The following is a 16,086-nucleotide window of genomic DNA, read 5'->3' as shown; positions in this document are numbered from 1 at the left end:
CTGGGTTGTGGGCCTGTCAGAATTCTGCGTGCGGGCGCTCTCGGTCGGACCGCGACAATGAAATTTGGTTTTCGTCGCTGCAACATTTCGCCCCTGCATGTTGAATCGCGTATAATTCCCGCAAAGGGTGCTCGCACAATTCGGTGCGACAGGATGCGCGAAGGTCGGGCCGCCACGCGTGTTTCTTGACGCCTTCATTTCTGATGCAACCGACTTCCATAGAGCTTCTTGGCGCCACGCTGTTCGGCGTCGCCGTCCTGCACACTTTTTCCACCGGCCTGTTCGAGCGTCTGGCTCATCGGCATCCGCGCCATGCCGGCATCTGCCATTTGCTGGGTGAAGTGGAGGTGGTATTCGGCTTCTGGGCAATGCTCCTGATGCTGTTCATGTTTGCAGCGCATGGCAAGGACGAGGCCATCGACTATCTCGAGAATCGGAATTTCACCGAGCCGCTGTTCGTCTTCGCCATCATGGTGATCGCTGGCACCCGGCCTATCCTGCAATGTGCGGCCCGTGCGGTTTCCTTGATTGCGGAGCGCCTTCCGCTGTCGCCCAATATCGCGCTGTATGTGGTGGTTCTGACCGTCGTGCCGGTCCTGGGTTCGTTTGTTACGGAACCTGCCGCGATGACGCTGGCCGCCTTAATGCTGCGCGAGCACTTTTATCGCCATCCCTTGTCGTCAAAGTTGAAATATCTGACGCTGGGTACGCTCTTTGTAAACGTATCGATCGGCGGAACACTGACAACTTTTGCCGCGCCGCCGGTGCTCATGGTGGCGAATGTCTGGAGCTGGGACGCTTCCTTCATGCTGACAACGTTCGGGTGGAAGGCCGTGATCGCTATCGTCCTTAATGCCTCGCTTGCAGCGTTCTGGTTCCGCAAGGAGCTGTCCGCCATTGATGGCACACCGGAGCGTATCGACCCTGTGCCGATGCCTATCGTGGGTGTTCACTTGGCGTTCCTGGTGCTGGTGGTGATGTTCTCGCACCATCCAGCAGTGTTTCTCGGGGTCTTTTTGTTCTTCCTTGGATTTGCACACGCATACGAGCGCCACCAGGACCCGCTGATTCTGAAAGAAGCGCTGCTGGTCGCGTTTTTCCTTGGGGGCCTGGTGGTCCTGGGGGGGCAGCAAGGGTGGTGGATCGAGCCGCTGCTGCTTGGCTTGAATGCGGACGCGGTCTTTTACGGGGCTGCGGCGTTGACTGCCATTACCGACAACGCGGCCTTGACTTACCTTGCATCTCTGGTGGAAGGCTTGTCGCCACAGTTCCAGGTTGCCTTGGTCGCGGGGGCGGTGACCGGCGGCGGACTTACCCTCATCGCAAACGCGCCCAATCCTGCAGGCGCGGCGATATTGCGGGAACGCTTTGATGATGGCGCGATCCGTGCGGAGTTTCTGTTTCTGGGGGCACTGGTGCCGACCATCATTGCGGCGTGCGCCTTTCGTATCTTATGACCGCCGGACGGCGGTAGGCCGGCGCAGCGGAGTACGGACTCCGGCGGTGCGCCTGGACAAGGCGCCGTCCGATTCTCTGGCGCCGACGCGCGTATTGCGGCAGTGCCGCGTGCTGTTCAACGACGTGCGCGGCCATTTCCGGGAAGTTGAGCGGGCGGCCGGTATAGGCGGCGCGCAACTGTGGGCGTCAAGCGAAATCAGCGCCTCGCCAGGCATGGGGCTGGGCGACTTTAGCGGGGAGGGGCGCGGTTCTTATTGACGATAGCCACCAGGATCAGCACGTAGGACGCCAAACGGATCAGGTAGTATGCCGGGGCATCGGCGTCGCGCAGCGGCGCGAGCGCCCAAAGCAAGCGGTGCAACGCCTCGAGAACGAACGCGACGGCGAAACACAGGAAAAAGCGGTCTCTGGTCTGACGCCAGAAACGCAGGAAGAACAGCGCGGCGACCAGCGCCGCCATCGCGATGGCGCCGGTGAGCAGGGCATTGATCGTCATCAGTCATCCTCCCAGATCAAGCCATACAACAGCGGCATCAACGACAGCAGTGCCGACCCCAGGCGCCAAGTCGACAAGTCCCGTTCGGGCAGAATGACGCGGTCCAGGACCAGCAGTAAGTTATTGATGAACATACCCGCGAAGCACAGCCCACTCCACAGTAGCAGACGATGCCGGGTGGCCCGGTAACTGCGCAGCAGCAACCAGGAACAGGCCAGGGCGGTGGCCGCGCACAGCAAGTAAATAACGGTGGCCATTCAGGGCTCCTTCTTGCGCCATACAAAGGCGTCTGCAAACAGGTGCGCCTTGCGGTTGGTCTTCAGGTGGATAAGGGTGCTGACCTCAACCAGGTTTTGTCCGTATACCACAGCCAATTGTTCGACCAGGGCGGCGAGTTGCGGCGTGCGCGGGGCGTAGACGTAGCGTGGCGTGGGCGATTGCTCCACACTCAGCAAGCCCGCGCGCACCAGTTGCGCCAGCAATGCGCTTGCCCTGGGTGTGTCGAGATACAGGCGCTGAGCCAGCTGAGTGCTGTCCCATTCCCTGCGCCCGCTTTCCCGCAAGAGCAGCAGCGCTTCCAGGAACGGCACGGAGGGAATGCACTGGACGATGAAGCGTCTGATGTCGTCGGGAATCATGGTTGAGGTGATGGCGGCGCGATTTACATTTGGACAAATTATATTGCAGGCGCCATATCCATGGCGCATTATGTTGCGCTACCGCCATGGACCGGACCAGGCTGAGCACCATCGCATGGCCGTCCACCATTTCCATCACGATGACCCGCCGCAAACACTGGCACGGCCGGGGACATGAGCCTGATATGGGAAGGCCACAAGGCTAGGCGCGACATAGGCTACTGTCATCTGCGCGCAAGATCCGTGCGGTAGGAGAATCCAGCCACCCTGCCTGCCACTGGCAGGACGGGGCGCCTGAGGGAAGATTAGAACTTGTACTGCAGGTTCGCAAACATCGAGCGGCCGCGCGGATCACCGTAGGTTGGGTCCCAGGTCACTTCAAAGTAGCGCGACTGGTTGGTGAATGGCGGCGGCGTATCGAACATATTGATCACGCCGACGCGCAGCTTGAGGTGCTTGTTGAACGCATAGCTGCCTGTCAGATCCCACAGCGAATAGGCTTTCACGTCACGGTCGTTCCAGCCCGGATCAGCCAGGCCCGGAATGTTCTGATCGCGATAGCTGGAGAAGAAGGTGTGGCCCAGGCTCAGATTGATGGGGCCGTCAGCCCAGTCAACATTGAGCTTGTGGCGCCAGCGCTGCACGGCCTTGTCGTCGCGGAATACGCCCAGGCCGTCGGTCATCGGCGAGTTGGGGTCCGACTGGAACTTGTACTCGGTGATCAGCGTACCGTTCAGGCTGGCGCTGAGGCGGCCCAGCGCGGTGGCGTCGCCATGCCAGTTCAGCGCGATATCGAGTCCGGAAGTGTCGAGCTTGCCGCGGTTCTCTTTCTTGAACTGCAGGTAGGACACGAAACCATCCTCGTCACGCACCACGATATTCGGATCGTTATAGTAGATCGGGTTGTCGAACACGGTTTGCTCGCCGATTTCCGAGATGATGTCGGATTTGCGGATGATCCAGTAGTCGAGGCTGGCGTTCCAGTTCTTGTTAGGCTCCAGCACCAGGCCGGCCGAAAACTGCTTGGATTTCTCCGGCTTCAGCTGCGGATTGCCGTAACGGTCCAGATCGAACTGGGCAATTTCACCCGAGACCGGGTCATTCACGAAGCTGGCCGTGGTGCCGGAGCGCACCGGCAGGAACAGTTCGGCAATCGATGGTGCACGGAAGCCGGTGCCGTAGGAAGCGCGGGCCAGTACTGCCTTGTTCGGACGGTAGCTGACCGCGATTTTCGGATTGGTGGTGGTCAGCTTCGGCGTGGTGACCTTGGTCAGCGGATCATGCACGCCTTTGTAGCGGTCGTGACGGATGGCGAACTGGCCTTCCCATTCCTTGCTGAACGGCGCGTTGATTTCCGTGTAGATGCCGGCGATGTCGCGCGAGTTGGAGGAGTCGGCCAGCAATTCGTCGGAGCTGGCGCGGTCGCCCTGCACGTCGTTGGTGCGCAGCGCATCGGTGGAGCTGAACGCGGTCTTCTCGCGCCGCAGTTCGGCGCCCACCGCCAGCATGACGTCGCCGCCGCCCAGGGCCATCAGCGAGCGGGTCAGCTTGCCATCGAAGCTGTCGCTGGTGCCTTTGGAAATACGCGCTGCGCCATGGATTTTGATCGAATCCATGAACTTGCGGCCCGCGTCATCTGTGGCCGGGACAAACGGGTTGTATTTGCCACTGGCAATGCCAGCCAGCATCTGGGTGCGCGAAACCCAGCCATCGATATCCAGGTCGGTGGCCTTGTTGACGCTGTGGTTATAGGCCGTATCGTATTCCCAGGCGCCTACCTTGCCGGTCGCACCCAGTACGAAGCGCGACCCTTTACTGGTCACTTCCGAGGTGCGGCGGCCCGCGTCCGTCAGGCGGAAGCGGAAGTTGACCGGGGTGGTGATGCCGGTCTTGGCTTGCAGATCGGCTGGCAGAGAGATGCCGGTGCTGGCGCCGTTGATGGCGCCCGAGGTGGCGGGCGAGGCGGCATAGCTGGTCTTGGCCTTGCTCAGCAGAACCTCGGCAAATATTTGATGGTCGTCTGTCGCCAGGAAGGTGGCACGGCCGATAAAGCTCTGTTTCTTGGATTCCGGATAGACTTCCGAGTCACCCATGTAGTTGAAGGAGCAGCCCTCCGTGCCGCCGGGACCGAGCGGACGCACCACGTTCGGGCTGCCGTTCACGCAGGAGTCCTTGCCGAAGTTGACGCGCCGGCCCGGCGATGGCGCCCAGGTGCCGCCGGGGCCGGAGCCCTTCAGGTAGCCCGATCTGTTCAGGGTCGCCAACTGGGCGGCAGTCAGGTCGACGTTGGCCGGGAACGAGTAGCTGGACAGCTGCGGCGACAGGCGGTCGGGCAGGCTGTATTCCTGCATGAATTGCCGTTGCGAGCTGGCCAGGCGGTCCGTTTCCTGCAGGTCCAGCGCGCCGAACACGTTGTAGCGGTCGGTGCTCAAGTTACCAATGCCGCCGGACAGCGAGGCCGATTTTTTGCCGCCGCCGCCTTCGTCCGTCCGCAGCGCATACAAGCTGGCATCGCCACCCTGGTAATCCTTGCGGGTGATGAAGTTGATCACGCCGCCCATGGCGTCGGTACCGTAAATTGCAGACGCGCCATCTTTGAGCACCTCCACGCGCTGGATGGCGCCGGCCGGGATGTTGTTCAGGTCGACGCCGGAATTGTCGCCAGGGCTGGCGAAGTTGGCCATGCGGCGGCCGTTCAGCAGCACCAGCGTGCTCGAGACACCCAGGCCGCGCAGGTTGGCGCCGTTGAAACCGCGCTGGCCGCCCATGACGTCGCTGACGCTGGCGCCATCGGTCAGGCCGCCCACATTGGAGGAAATCTTTTGCAGCAGTTCGGCAGCAGTGGTCACGCCGGACTTGTCGATATCTTCCCGCTTGATGATTTCCACTGGCAGTGCTGCCTCGCCCTCGATGCGCTTGATACTGGAGCCGGTGATTTCCACGCGGGGCATGGTTTGCGCGTAAGCGAGGCTCATGCCCATGCCGCCAAGCGCGAGCAATACGGCATGGGTGCAGCGGGAGCGGCGGAATGCAGACGCCTTGTGCGTGCCAGGTATTTTCATTGCGATCTGTCCTCGTAAGTGGGTATTCATACGGAAGCAACAAGCTTGTGCCACCCCTCGGTGGTGATGAAACAGTTTCATAGTATGCAACGTTGGCGGCTTGCGCGCACCGGAACTTGCCGGCGTCGCTCTGTGTAAAAGTCATGTCGCATTTGCAATGATAGTTAGCTGTCATTTGTTGTGGACTGTCCACAGTGCGACATGCAATTGCCAATGCGCGCAAACAGCGGAGCGTGTCTGGCTATTGCTGCCGGATTAATGGCATAGTGGCAATTCCATTGTGGTGAAGGAGTTTGCGCGTGAAATCTGTGTCGATACTGCTGCTCTGCGCGGCGCAACTGGGCGCTCAATTGCCGGGCTTCGCCGCCCATGCCGCAGAGACTACGCAGTCGCTGGCGTTCCAGCCTGTCGCTGGCACCGTGATACCGATGGGCGGCGCCGTGCGCTCCGACAATGAGGCTGTACGCCAGCGGCTGGTGCAGCTGGCCGGCGGCTCCGAGGCACGGTTTGTGGTGATACCCAGCGCATCGTCGCGTCCTGAAAAGGCGGGAGCGGATGCAGTAGAGCAACTACGGCGCCGTGGCGCGAAGGCGGAATTGCTGAAGGTCGCACCGCTCTGGGCTGGTGAGACGCTGGAGTCGGCGCGCCGGGCAGCAGCCGACCCGGCCAACGTGGCCAGGATCCGCGCCGCCACGGGCGTGTTCTTTACCGGCGGTGCGCAGGAACGCACGGTGGATGTACTGAATCCGGGCGGGGTGGCGTCGCCGGTGCTGCAGGCCGTGCGCGAGTTGCAGGCGCGCGGCGGCGTGATTGCCGGCAGCAGTGCCGGCGCCGCCATCATGAGCAGCACCATGTTCCGCGATGCGCTGAATCCGGTGCAGGTGATGAAGGGCGTGATGCGCGATGGTAAGGAAATCGATCGGGGCCTGGGGTTTGTCGGCGACCAGCTGTTCATTGACCAGCATTTCATCAAGCGGGGCAGGGTGGGGCGCATGCTGGCGCTGATGCTGGCCAAGGGTTACAAGGTGGGCCTTGGGGTGGACGAGAATACCGCAGCCATTATTCACGGGAGTGAAATCGAAATTGTCGGCGGCAGCGGCGCGCTGTTGCTGGACTTGCGCCAGGCAACGCAGGAAGCGGGGCCTTTGAATGTGCGCAATGTACGGATTTCTTATCTCGATAATGGCGACCGTTACGACTTGGCTAAATTGAAGGGGCAGGTGCTGGCGGCCAAACAGGCCAGGGGCGAGATCAAGTTCCGCCTGCCGGGCTTTGCGTCGGACCTGGAAAATATTCGGCCTGCTTATACCGACATCCTGGGTGAAAACGCCATCCTGCGCGCACTGACGCAACTGGTGGATGGCCCGCGCGATCATATTCGGGGCCTCGCCTTCGACCTCGAGCAGTTCCCCGATGCGCCAGTGGCCGATCCTGCCCCTGAGCTGGGTTTCGAGTTCATGCTGCGGCGTGATGAGCGCACGCATGGCTGGGATGATGCGGGACTGGACGATCATGATTACTCTATCTTGGATGCGCGGCTCGATGTGCGGCCGGTGCGCCTGAAAACGCCGTTCTATCAGGCTTGGCCATGAAGCCAGGACATTGGATCGCCAGCCTGCTGCTGTGCAGCCAGTCCGCCATTGCGATTGCGCAGTCGGCGCCGCCGGCCCGCTACCACAGTCAGCTCGACGCTGCGGCAGCGAAAGTGTTGCCGGAAGTGGTGAACTGGCGGCGCGACCTGCACGCCCATCCTGAACTGGCGTTTCACGAGCGCCGCACGGCGGACCTGGTGGCGAAAGAACTGAGCCGCATGGGATATGAAGTGACGCGCGGCCTGGCCGAGACGGCCGTGATCGGCTTGCTGGACACGGGGCGTCCCGGCCCGGTGGTAGCCCTGCGGGCCGATATGGATGGCTTGCCCGTGACGGAAGAAACCGGCCTGCCGTTTGCTTCGCGCGAGCGGGTGCAGTCGGGCGGCCAGGAGGTCGGCGTGATGCACGCCTGTGGCCATGACATGCATGTGGCCATGCTGCTGGGGGCAGCACGTGTGCTGGCCGGCATGCGCGGGCAGTTGCCGGGTTCCATCAAGCTGGTGTTCCAGCCTGCCGAGGAGGGCGTGGCCAATGCACCGAATGGCGCCGAACGGCTGGTCAAGGCGGGCGTGCTGGAAAACCCGAAAGTGTCGGCCATGTTCGGCCTGCACGTCGGCATTACGCCGCAGCCTACGGGAACCATCTCCACCCGCGCGCGCGGGCTGATGGCCGGCGGCGATACCTTCGAGATCGTGGTGCAGGGGCGCCAGACCCATGGCGCCCTGCCATGGAATGGCGTGGATCCGGTGGTGGTGGCGGCGCAGATTGTGCTGGGGCTGCAAACCATCGTCAGCCGCCAGACCGATTTGACGGCCGCGCCAGCCGTGATCACGGTTGGCACATTGCACGCCGGCCAGCGCGCCAACATCGTGCCCGGTGAAGTCAAAATGAGCGGCACGATACGCAGTTTCGATCCGGCCGTGCGCGAGCAGTTGCTGTTGCAGGTCAAGCGTACGGCGGAACACCTCGCGCTGTCGGCCGGCGCCACGGCCAGGGTGAGTTTTGATCCCGGTTATCCCGTGACATGGAACGATCCTGCGCTGACGGCAAAAATGCTGCCCAGCCTGCGCCGCGTGGCAGGCGCCCAGTTGCTGAGCGATGTGGCGCCGAGCACCACTGCGGAAGATTTTTCCTATTACGGCCGGCACGTCCCTTCCATGCTGTTTTTCCTCGGCGTGAATCCGCCCGGGGCCGACCCGGCACAGTGGGCTGCCAACCATTCACCGCGTTTCAATCCCGATGAGGCGGCCTTGCTGACGGGCGTACGCGCGCTTGCCAGTCTGGCCGCCGATTATTTGACCGGTAACTGACAGCATGGGGAATCCCTATTCCGTTTCATTGATTTTGCTCCCCGGCTTCTCGCTGTTCACGCTGGGGGCGGTGCGTGCTGCGTTCACCGTTGCCAATCAGGTGGAAGGGGAAGCCTTGTATCGGCTGCGTCAATACAGCCCGGAAGGCGAAGCGGCCTCGTCCCAATGTGGCCTGACGCTGGCGGCGGAAGCGCTGGCCGGATTGAATCTTGAGCAGCCCGGCCTGCTGTTGCTGATTGCGGACGAACGCATCGACGAGCGTCTGAGCGAAGAGGCCAGCCGCCTTCTGGGGCAGCAGTTGTGCCGTCTGGGGCAGGACAGTGTGTGGGTACTGGGTGCCTGCGGCATGGGCGCGCAAGTGCTGGCGCAACATGGGCTGCTGGATGGCTACCGGGCCGCGATCGACTGGCAATATCACGCGGAGGCAGCGCAGAGCTATCCCGATACGGTATTCACGCCGGGACTATACGAGATCGACCGCAACCGCATCAGTGCCGGTGCTGGCGCTGCGGTGATCGATTTGCTCCTGCACTGGCTGGGCAAGCGTCACGGCAGCATGTTTGCCGCCGAAGTGGCGGTCGTGCTGGGGTTGGAAAGGCTGCGAGGTGGCGATGAGCTCCAGCCCGTGCCCGCATCGGCGCAGCCGGCGGTGGGGTCGACACGGCTCAAGGATGCGCTGGAACTGATGGCGGCCAATCTGGCCGAACCGTTGCAAGCGGAAGATATTGCGCAACTGGTTGGGGTGTCGCGCCGCCAGCTCGAGCGGCTGTTCCGCCAGCACCTGGATACCTTTCCGTCTCGCTACTATCTGGAATTGCGGCTCAAGCAAGCCCGCCGCCAGTTAAAACAGACCACGCTCTCGATCCAGCAGGTGGGGCTGGCCTGCGGATTCACCTCGGGTTCGCATTTTTCCACGACCTACCGCAACTATTTCGGTTGCACTCCGCGCGAGGAACGTTCCCGGCATACCATGCCGCTAGTCGAGGCTAATAACGCCGGAGAGGAGATGTAATGAATCACCTGGACTACCTGTTGCGTCCGGCAACCCTGGATGATCTCGACGTCATAGAGAAGTTTTCCAGGGCTGCGACATTCAGCATCCGCACGTTGAAACCGGACCGTGCCCGGCTGGCGGCGCGCGTCGAACGTTCGCTGCAGGCGTTTGCCGGCACCGAACCGCTGAACGGCGATGAAATTTACCACTTTGTGCTGGAGGACATGCGGGCCGGGCGGGTAGTGGGCACCAGCGGCATCGTCGCCAGGGCAGCCTCGAATGGCCGCTTCTACTGCTATCGGAACGAGTTTCTCGCACACGTTAGCGAGGAGCTGGGCATCACCAATCGCGAGCACACCTTGCGGCTGTGTGAAGAGCTGTCCGACCACACCTTGCTCAGTTCGTTCTACATCGAGCCCGACTACAGTGAAACGCTGGCGCCGCAACTGCTGTCGCGTGGCCGGCTGCTGTTCATCCGTAACTACCCGCACCTGTTCGCAGAACGGATAGGAGCGGAAAATCCCGGGCTGTGCGATGACGAGGGCAATAGCCCCGTGTGGGATGCGCTGGGGCATCGCTTCTTCAACATGCCGTTGCCCGAGGCCGAGCTGCGTACGGGCGGGCGTTCCAAGAGTTTTATTGCCGAGCTGATGCCACGGATGCCGGTGTATGTGTCGCTGCTGTCCAAGGAGGCCCAGTGGGCCATGGGGCAGTTGCATCCAGATGCCGAACTGCCGTTCGGCATACTGGTGGCGGAAGGGTTTGATGTGGACTCCTACGTGGACATCTTCGATGGCGGACCAATCGCGGAGGCGCGGGTCGCCATGTTGCGCTCCGTGGTGTCGGCGCTCAATGTGGAACTGCGTGGTGATGCGGTTGCAGAGGGCGAGACGTGTCTGGTCGCCAATATGGAGCGCGCAGGTTTCCGCGCCACGCTGACGCACGGCAAATTCCTCGACGATACCTTGCAGATGACGCGTCCGGCGATTCAACGCCTCGGGCTGACCGAGGGCGCACGAGCCTGTGCTGTGCGCGTGAACTGATGGCTGCCGCGTTGATCCAGGCAGCTAGCTGCACCGAGTGCTTGTCCAATCCACTTTCCGGCGGATCGTCGGAGCGCACCGCGCCGGCAATCCCCGCGTGTTCGGTTCTGTGCTTCGAGGTTGCGATACGGACGAGAGCGACCTGGAATGCAAACCTTTAACTCTGGCAGAATGATGGTATCGGCAAGGGTCTTTTGTGGTTGAGGAAAAGATGGGCAAGTTCAGTGACTTAAATTTGTATTCTCATGGGGTGTTGCGCACCTGGGCACTGGGCGGCTGATGCCTGGAACCGTTGACAATGATCGATAGCATTTCGGACCTGCTCCTGTTTTCCCGCGTCGCCAGCATCGGCAGCATGACCGCCGCTGCGCGCGAAATGGATCTGTCCCTGGCAGTCGTGAGCAAACGCATTGCGGGACTGGAAGAGCGGCTCGGTGTGCGCCTGCTCAACCGGACCACGCGGCGGCAGTCGCTTACCCACGAAGGCAAGAAATTTCACGCGCACTGCACCCGCATCCTGGCCGTGGTGCAGGATGCCGAGTCGGAGTTGATCGAGAGCCGCACCGCAGTGGCCGGCGTGCTGCGGGTTACCGCGCCGCTTGCTTTCGGCCGCCGTTACGTCACCGGCCTGGTCGCGGCCTTCCATGCCATGCATCCCGCGCTGCAGATAGAGCTGGTGCTGGACGACGAGATGGTCGATCTTGTCGAAACCGGCATCGATGCGGCGCTGCGCTTTGGCGCGCTGGACGACTCCAACCTGATCGCCCGCCACATCGCGCCCAATTACCGGGTGATGTGCGCCTCGCCGGCCTATATCGCGCGGCGCGGCGCGCCGGCCGTGCCGGGCGACCTGAAGGACCACGACTGCATCGTCTACCGCGCCCGCTCCACCAGGCACTGGCTGCTGAACCACGCGGGAGAGCCGGTCGATGCAGCGGTGCCGGCCACTTTTGTCTGTAACGACGGGGACGCCGCCCAGGCATTGGCGGTGGCGGGCGCGGGCATCATTTACCGGACCATCTGGGATGTGGCGCCGGCACTTGAAAGCGGGGCATTGGTCCGCCTGATGCCGGACTACAGCGCGCCCACCGAGCCTTTGCACGTGGTCTACGCGCACACGCAGCAACTGGCTCCACGGGTGCGCCAGTTTGCCGATTTCGCTATCGAGTACTTGCGCGCGCAGTGGCGCTGGTAGCGCAGCCGGCGCCTGCCGGTGGCGGCAAGTGCAATTATCAATAATTTGGAAATATTGTTTCGTTCTTCCGCTGGTTTATCAATGAAATTGAAAACCTAGAATGGGCTCACCATTCAAACACGGAGAAACAAGATGACTCTCACCCGACTTCACCAGGTGACCGCTTCGGTACTGCTGGGCGCGCTCCTCGCTGCGAATAGCGCATTTGCGGCCGCCGCCGCTGCCGCTCCGGGCAAGGCCGGCCAGCAGCACGCCGGCGTCAAACCGGCCAAACTCAGCCGGGCGCAAGCAGGTTTCTACCATTTCACCATCGGCAGCGTGAATGTCACAGCGCTGTCCGATGGAACGCTGTCGCTGGAACCGCACCAGCTGATGACGAACACCACGCCGGCGCAGGTCAAGGCCGGCCTGGCCGATCATTTCCATGGCACGTCGGTCGATATCTCGGTCAACGCCTACCTGATCGAGACGGCGGACCGGCTGATCCTGGTGGACGCCGGCACCGGCGAGCTGTTCGGGCCAACGCTGGACAAGCTGCCGGCCAGCCTGAGGGCGATCGGCTACCAGCCGGAGCAGATTACGGACATCCTGGTCACGCACATCCATACAGACCACACCGGCGGATTGAGTGCGGGCGCGGCGATGGTCTACCCCAAGGCGACCCTGCACGTTGCCCGGCAGGAGCTGGACTATTGGCTGAGCGCCGCCAACAAGGCAAAGGCGCCCCAGGCCAAGCGCAAGGATTTCGACGAAGCGCAGGAAAAGATGGCGCCTTACATCAAAGCCGGCCAGGTCAAGGCGTTCAGCGGCGCCACGCAGTTGTTCCCCGGCGTGCGCACCATTCCCAGCCCAGGCCATACGCCCGGCCACAGCTTTTTCGCGCTGGACAGCGAGGGCGAAACGCTGGTGTTCTGGGGCGACCTGCTGCATGTCGCTGAAGTCCAGATGCCGCATCCGGAAGTAACCATCGCCTTCGACGTCGATCCCGCTGCGGCCAGGCGCCAGCGCGAGCTGGCATTCGCCCACGCGGCGAAACATCGCTACATGGTGGCGCCGGCGCACGTGTCCTTTCCGGGCACAGGCCATATACGTGCCGACGGCAAGGGCTATCGCTGGGTGCCGACCACTTACCGCAACGATTACGTCAAGCCTGCGGCGAAATGACCGGCTGCGGGAGCTGCCGCAATTCGAGCATGCCCGTCGGCAGGTCAATCACCGGTGCATAGCCAAGCTCCTGTTGGGCCTTGCGCGTGTTCAGCGTGACTTCCACCGCCATGGCGGCATATTGCTGCAAGCCGATAGGCATGGCGATCTTCCCCGAGGACAGCTTTGCCAGGGCATCTCCCACGGCCGCGGCACTGCGGACAAGCCAACGCGGAACGTTCTTGTCCGGCGCGGCCAGGCCTTGGGTGGCAAGCAAGCCGGTGACGAACTCCCTGAAAACCACGGGGGCGGCGTCCGACAGGAAGTAGGTGTGTCCCGCGTTGCCGCGCGAAAGTGCCAGCGCTACGCCATGGCATAAATTGGCAATGTGCGTCACGGACGTCATGTAGCGCCCGCCGTCGATCCATGCAAGCTGCCCCGTGGCAGCGGCCTTCGTCAATTGCGGCAGGGCGGTGGTGTCGTCGCGGCCCCAAACGAAGCGCGGCCGCACCGCCATCACGTCGAAATCGTGCGCGCCGAGTTGAAGCGCAAGCTGCTCGGCCTCGGCTTTCGTGGCGCTGTAGCTGCCGACGGCACGACGTGGCAAGGGATGGCTTTCATCCGCATTGACCAGCGGTTGCCCGGTGAGCAGCACCGATTCCGTGCTGAGGTGCACGGCGCGCCTGATCCCTGCCTGGCGCGCGGACGCAAAGATATGCCGGGTGCCGTCAACGTTGGTTCGCCTCTGCGCCGCATTGCCCCAGCCATGATTGGTGTCGGCGGCGGCATGCACCAGCAGTTCGCAGCCTTGCATGTGGCGGACCATGTCCGGGTCGTGCAGATCGCCTTGCCGCACGTCGGCGCCCAGTGCTTGCACGGTTTTCGCAGCAGCGTCGGAGCGGGCCAGGGCGACCACGCCCATGCCTTGTGCCCGGAAATGGCGTATCAAATTTCGTCCGACGTAGCCGCTGCCGCCGGTGATAAAGATCTTGCCTGGAGGCGCCGGTGCGATGTCGTTCGAATTCATTGTTTTACCTTTGGTTCTATGGAAGTGTCTTTTGTTTCGGCGTCCACGAGCCCGGCTATCTCGCGCAGAATCCGCGTGCGTTCCGGTTCCTCCCAGCTGTAATAGTCCAGTGCCTCCAGCAGCTTCAGTCCCTCCAGCGCGAGGTACGCAATCAGCGCGCCCCGGGGGCTTCGGGAATCCGACAGGATCTGGCCGACCACCTTGCGCTGGTTTTCCTGCACCGCCGACCGCAGGTCTCCGTCTTGCGCGAGGGCGGCGCACAGATTGAGCGCGACCGGCCGGAACTGTTCCGGCAGCGGTTGCGCCGCGGCGGCGATGCGGCCGCGGATGACGGCACTGTCGTCCGCGCTGAATCCGGCGGCGGCATCGTCGTTGAGGCGGTTGTCCGCCGCGACGGCGCGTTGAACCAGGGAGCGTATCAACGCCTGCTTGGACTTGTGGTCATAAAGCACGGTGGCCTTGCTGACGCCCGCTTCGATGGCCACCGCGTCGATGGTGAGATTGGCGGCGCCATCGCGTGCGATGACCTTTTCCGCGGCATTCAGGATGTCATCCGCGTGGATTTGCCGTTTGCGGCCCATGGTGTCCTCTTTTTTATAACCGAATGGTCGGATATTAAATATTGGGCGCCAGGACTGTCAAGCCGTTTTTGCTGCTGCGTCCAAAACTGCGCGGGCTTCGTATCTCAGGTATGCGGGCCGCGTTGACTGGCCTGCTTTTCAACTTTGATTGACTCGACATGCACAACCCAACCCCTGAAAACCTGCGCCTGGTGACCTTGCTTAACCGCGTGGCCCTGCACGACCACGCCGCTTTCGAAGAGCTGTACCGGCTAACCAGCGCGCATCTGTTCGGCGTCGCCGTGCGCCTGATGCGCAAGCGCGAAGCTGCGGAAGAAATCCTGCAGGACGCCTTCATCAACGTCTGGCAGCAGGCGGGGCGCTACGCCTCGGGCCTGTCCAGCCCGATGACCTGGCTGATCTTCATCGTCCGCAACAAGGCGCTGGACCGGCTGCGCAACAGCAAGCGCGACGCCGACACCCCCGCATCGTGCGGACCGGAAGGCAAAGCGGATGCCGATCCGCGCGAGGAGGGTGGCCATGCCGATCCGGAATCGCTGTTCGCCGCAGCAACCGACAAGATCATGCTGAACCGCTGCATCGGCCAGCTGGAGCCGCCGCAGCGGCAGTCGCTGGCGCTGGCCTACTACGATGGCTTGTCGCATTCAGAACTGGCGCTGCACCTGCAGGTTCCCCTTGGCACGGCCAAGGCATGGGTACGCCGGGGGCTGGAGCGGCTACGCAAGTGCATGGAAGCCGCCTCGTACTCGGCGGCGGCGTGAGGATGCCATGAACTACGAACGCCCCGGATTGCTCGAAAAACTGGCCGGCACTTATGTGCTGGGCACCATGAACGCCCGCGCGCGCTCGCGCTTTTCCCGTGTGCTGGCGCAATCGGCGGCGGCGCAGCAGGCTGTCGCCGCCGTCGGTGAACAATTTGCGCCGCTATACCGGGCGATCGCGCCGATCCAGCCGCCGGCGCATGTGTGGCGGGCCATTGCAGCCCACACACGGGCGCGCCCGGCGTTGCAGCAAGCCTCGCACGCGGCCTCGCACGCGGCCTCGGGCGCGGCCGGCTGGTGCGGCGCGCTGGCAGCCTGCGTTTCGGACTTGCGCGCAGGCTGGGTCGTGCCGGCCGCATGCTTTTGCCTGGGCGCGGCGCTGGCGGTCGGCGTGGTGTCGCTTCACCCGCACACCTTCGGCATGCACCACGTGGCCGCCTCGCTCCCCGCCAGCTATGTCGGCGTGCTGGCCGACGCCGGCGGCGTGCCCGTGCTCACGGCCGGCGCCCACCGGCACGGCGCGACGATAACGCTCAAGGTCGTGCGCCCGCTTGCTATTCCGCCCGGCGCCGTTGCGCGGCTGTGGGCCTTGCCGCAGCACGGCGCGCCGGTGGCCATCGCCAATGTGCCGGCCAGCGGCAAAGTGATGGTCGCGCTGCGCGCCCCCGCCGAGCAGGTCTTCGCCGATGTGCCGCGTCTCGCCCTCAGCTACGAAGCCGATCCTGCGGCGGTTGCGCCAACCACGCCGTTCGTGCTGAGCGGCCTGTGCGTCAAGCTTTGGTAGGA

Annotated in this window: 15 protein-coding genes; 9 read left to right on the top strand and 6 right to left on the bottom strand. The window is 63.1% G+C overall.

Annotated features, from left to right (window positions below; all coding sequences use genetic code 11):
* Nucleotides 1-203: 203 nt before the first annotated feature.
* Nucleotides 204-1,457, top strand: a complete 1,254-nt coding sequence (locus AC56DV_RS32970) for a putative Na+/H+ antiporter (protein ID WP_496318419.1) — start codon at nucleotides 204-206, stop codon at nucleotides 1,455-1,457.
* Nucleotides 1,458-1,687: 230 nt separating this feature from the next.
* Here AC56DV_RS32970 and AC56DV_RS32965 read toward each other — a convergent pair whose 3' ends face one another.
* From AC56DV_RS32965 to AC56DV_RS32950, 4 genes are all read right to left on the bottom strand, one after another.
* Nucleotides 1,688-1,954, bottom strand: coding sequence for a DUF5985 family protein (locus AC56DV_RS32965; RefSeq protein WP_496318418.1), 267 nt, complete (start codon nucleotides 1,952-1,954; stop codon nucleotides 1,688-1,690).
* Nucleotides 1,954-2,211 (bottom strand): DUF5985 family protein, encoded by a 258-nt coding sequence (locus AC56DV_RS32960; protein WP_496318417.1) that lies wholly within the window; start codon nucleotides 2,209-2,211, stop codon nucleotides 1,954-1,956. Before AC56DV_RS32960 ends, AC56DV_RS32965 begins: the two co-directional genes overlap by 1 nt.
* On the bottom strand, nucleotides 2,212-2,592 hold the full coding sequence (locus AC56DV_RS32955) for a winged helix-turn-helix domain-containing protein (RefSeq protein WP_496318416.1): 381 nt from the start codon (nucleotides 2,590-2,592) through the stop codon (nucleotides 2,212-2,214). It abuts the gene before it with no gap.
* 305 nt (nucleotides 2,593-2,897) lie between these two features.
* Nucleotides 2,898-5,567, bottom strand: a complete 2,670-nt coding sequence (locus AC56DV_RS32950; protein WP_496318415.1) for a TonB-dependent receptor — start codon at nucleotides 5,565-5,567, stop codon at nucleotides 2,898-2,900.
* A gap of 386 nt (nucleotides 5,568-5,953) precedes the next feature.
* Between AC56DV_RS32950 and AC56DV_RS32945 the strand changes: the two genes are divergently transcribed.
* From AC56DV_RS32945 to AC56DV_RS32920, 6 genes are all read left to right on the top strand, one after another.
* Entirely contained in the window at nucleotides 5,954-7,246 is a 1,293-nt protein-coding gene (locus tag AC56DV_RS32945; protein WP_496318414.1) for a cyanophycinase, read from the top strand.
* Nucleotides 7,243-8,556 carry an amidohydrolase gene (locus AC56DV_RS32940; RefSeq protein WP_496318413.1) on the top strand — a complete coding sequence of 438 codons (1,314 nt, stop codon included), beginning with the start codon at nucleotides 7,243-7,245 and terminating at the stop codon, nucleotides 8,554-8,556. The genes AC56DV_RS32945 and AC56DV_RS32940 overlap by 4 nt, the downstream gene beginning before the upstream one ends.
* Nucleotides 8,557-8,560: 4 nt before the next feature.
* Complete coding sequence (locus AC56DV_RS32935; RefSeq protein ID WP_496318412.1) at nucleotides 8,561-9,568, top strand: GlxA family transcriptional regulator; 1,008 nt, start codon at nucleotides 8,561-8,563, stop codon at nucleotides 9,566-9,568.
* Nucleotides 9,568-10,593, top strand: a complete 1,026-nt coding sequence (locus tag AC56DV_RS32930; protein ID WP_496318411.1) for an arginine N-succinyltransferase — start codon at nucleotides 9,568-9,570, stop codon at nucleotides 10,591-10,593. Before AC56DV_RS32935 ends, AC56DV_RS32930 begins: the two co-directional genes overlap by 1 nt.
* Before the next feature lie 298 nt (nucleotides 10,594-10,891).
* Nucleotides 10,892-11,788, top strand: a complete 897-nt coding sequence (locus AC56DV_RS32925; protein ID WP_496318410.1) for a LysR family transcriptional regulator — start codon at nucleotides 10,892-10,894, stop codon at nucleotides 11,786-11,788.
* A 132-nt stretch (nucleotides 11,789-11,920) separates the two neighbouring features.
* Nucleotides 11,921-12,952, top strand: a complete 1,032-nt coding sequence (locus AC56DV_RS32920) for an MBL fold metallo-hydrolase (RefSeq protein WP_496318409.1) — start codon at nucleotides 11,921-11,923, stop codon at nucleotides 12,950-12,952.
* Here AC56DV_RS32920 and AC56DV_RS32915 read toward each other — a convergent pair.
* Together AC56DV_RS32915 and AC56DV_RS32910 are read right to left on the bottom strand one after the other, a co-directional pair.
* Nucleotides 12,933-13,958: an NAD-dependent epimerase/dehydratase family protein gene (locus AC56DV_RS32915; protein ID WP_496318408.1), complete on the bottom strand. Its 1,026-nt coding sequence runs from the start codon at nucleotides 13,956-13,958 to the stop codon at nucleotides 12,933-12,935. The two genes, AC56DV_RS32920 and AC56DV_RS32915, sit on opposite strands and share 20 nt — an antisense overlap.
* Nucleotides 13,955-14,539 (bottom strand): TetR/AcrR family transcriptional regulator, encoded by a 585-nt coding sequence (locus tag AC56DV_RS32910; RefSeq protein ID WP_496318407.1) that lies wholly within the window; start codon nucleotides 14,537-14,539, stop codon nucleotides 13,955-13,957. The genes AC56DV_RS32915 and AC56DV_RS32910 overlap by 4 nt, the downstream gene beginning before the upstream one ends.
* A gap of 158 nt (nucleotides 14,540-14,697) precedes the next feature.
* On the opposite strand from AC56DV_RS32910, the gene AC56DV_RS32905 reads away from it, so the two are divergent.
* Complete coding sequence (locus AC56DV_RS32905) at nucleotides 14,698-15,300, top strand: sigma-70 family RNA polymerase sigma factor (RefSeq protein WP_496318406.1); 603 nt, start codon at nucleotides 14,698-14,700, stop codon at nucleotides 15,298-15,300.
* A 7-nt stretch (nucleotides 15,301-15,307) separates the two neighbouring features.
* Nucleotides 15,308-16,084: a hypothetical protein gene (locus tag AC56DV_RS32900; protein WP_496318405.1), complete on the top strand. Its 777-nt coding sequence runs from the start codon at nucleotides 15,308-15,310 to the stop codon at nucleotides 16,082-16,084.
* The last annotated feature ends 2 nt before the right edge of the window (nucleotides 16,085-16,086 follow it).

It is taken from the genome of Massilia sp. BGA-UO-ETr-WB1 (assembly GCF_059567845.1).
The sequence above is the reverse complement of the archived record's forward strand: the minus strand, read 5'-3'. Positions and strand labels throughout refer to the sequence as shown.

What these genes read in the sequence shown, in the direction of transcription:
- AC56DV_RS32970 (WP_496318419.1), top strand. Translation starts at nt 204, where the DNA reads ATGCAACCGACTTCCATAGAGCTTCTTGGCGCCACGCTGTTCGGCGTC.
- AC56DV_RS32965 (WP_496318418.1), bottom strand. Translation starts at nt 1,954, where the DNA reads ATGACGATCAATGCCCTGCTCACCGGCGCCATCGCGATGGCGGCGCTG.
- AC56DV_RS32960 (WP_496318417.1), bottom strand. Translation starts at nt 2,211, where the DNA reads ATGGCCACCGTTATTTACTTGCTGTGCGCGGCCACCGCCCTGGCCTGT.
- AC56DV_RS32955 (WP_496318416.1), bottom strand. Translation starts at nt 2,592, where the DNA reads ATGATTCCCGACGACATCAGACGCTTCATCGTCCAGTGCATTCCCTCC.
- AC56DV_RS32950 (WP_496318415.1), bottom strand. Translation starts at nt 5,567, where the DNA reads ATGAGCCTCGCTTACGCGCAAACCATGCCCCGCGTGGAAATCACCGGC.
- AC56DV_RS32940 (WP_496318413.1), top strand. Translation starts at nt 7,243, where the DNA reads ATGAAGCCAGGACATTGGATCGCCAGCCTGCTGCTGTGCAGCCAGTCC.
- AC56DV_RS32935 (WP_496318412.1), top strand. Translation starts at nt 8,561, where the DNA reads ATGGGGAATCCCTATTCCGTTTCATTGATTTTGCTCCCCGGCTTCTCG.
- AC56DV_RS32930 (WP_496318411.1), top strand. Translation starts at nt 9,568, where the DNA reads ATGAATCACCTGGACTACCTGTTGCGTCCGGCAACCCTGGATGATCTC.
- AC56DV_RS32925 (WP_496318410.1), top strand. Translation starts at nt 10,892, where the DNA reads ATGATCGATAGCATTTCGGACCTGCTCCTGTTTTCCCGCGTCGCCAGC.
- AC56DV_RS32920 (WP_496318409.1), top strand. Translation starts at nt 11,921, where the DNA reads ATGACTCTCACCCGACTTCACCAGGTGACCGCTTCGGTACTGCTGGGC.
- AC56DV_RS32915 (WP_496318408.1), bottom strand. Translation starts at nt 13,958, where the DNA reads ATGAATTCGAACGACATCGCACCGGCGCCTCCAGGCAAGATCTTTATC.
- AC56DV_RS32910 (WP_496318407.1), bottom strand. Translation starts at nt 14,539, where the DNA reads ATGGGCCGCAAACGGCAAATCCACGCGGATGACATCCTGAATGCCGCG.
- AC56DV_RS32905 (WP_496318406.1), top strand. Translation starts at nt 14,698, where the DNA reads ATGCACAACCCAACCCCTGAAAACCTGCGCCTGGTGACCTTGCTTAAC.
- AC56DV_RS32900 (WP_496318405.1), top strand. Translation starts at nt 15,308, where the DNA reads ATGAACTACGAACGCCCCGGATTGCTCGAAAAACTGGCCGGCACTTAT.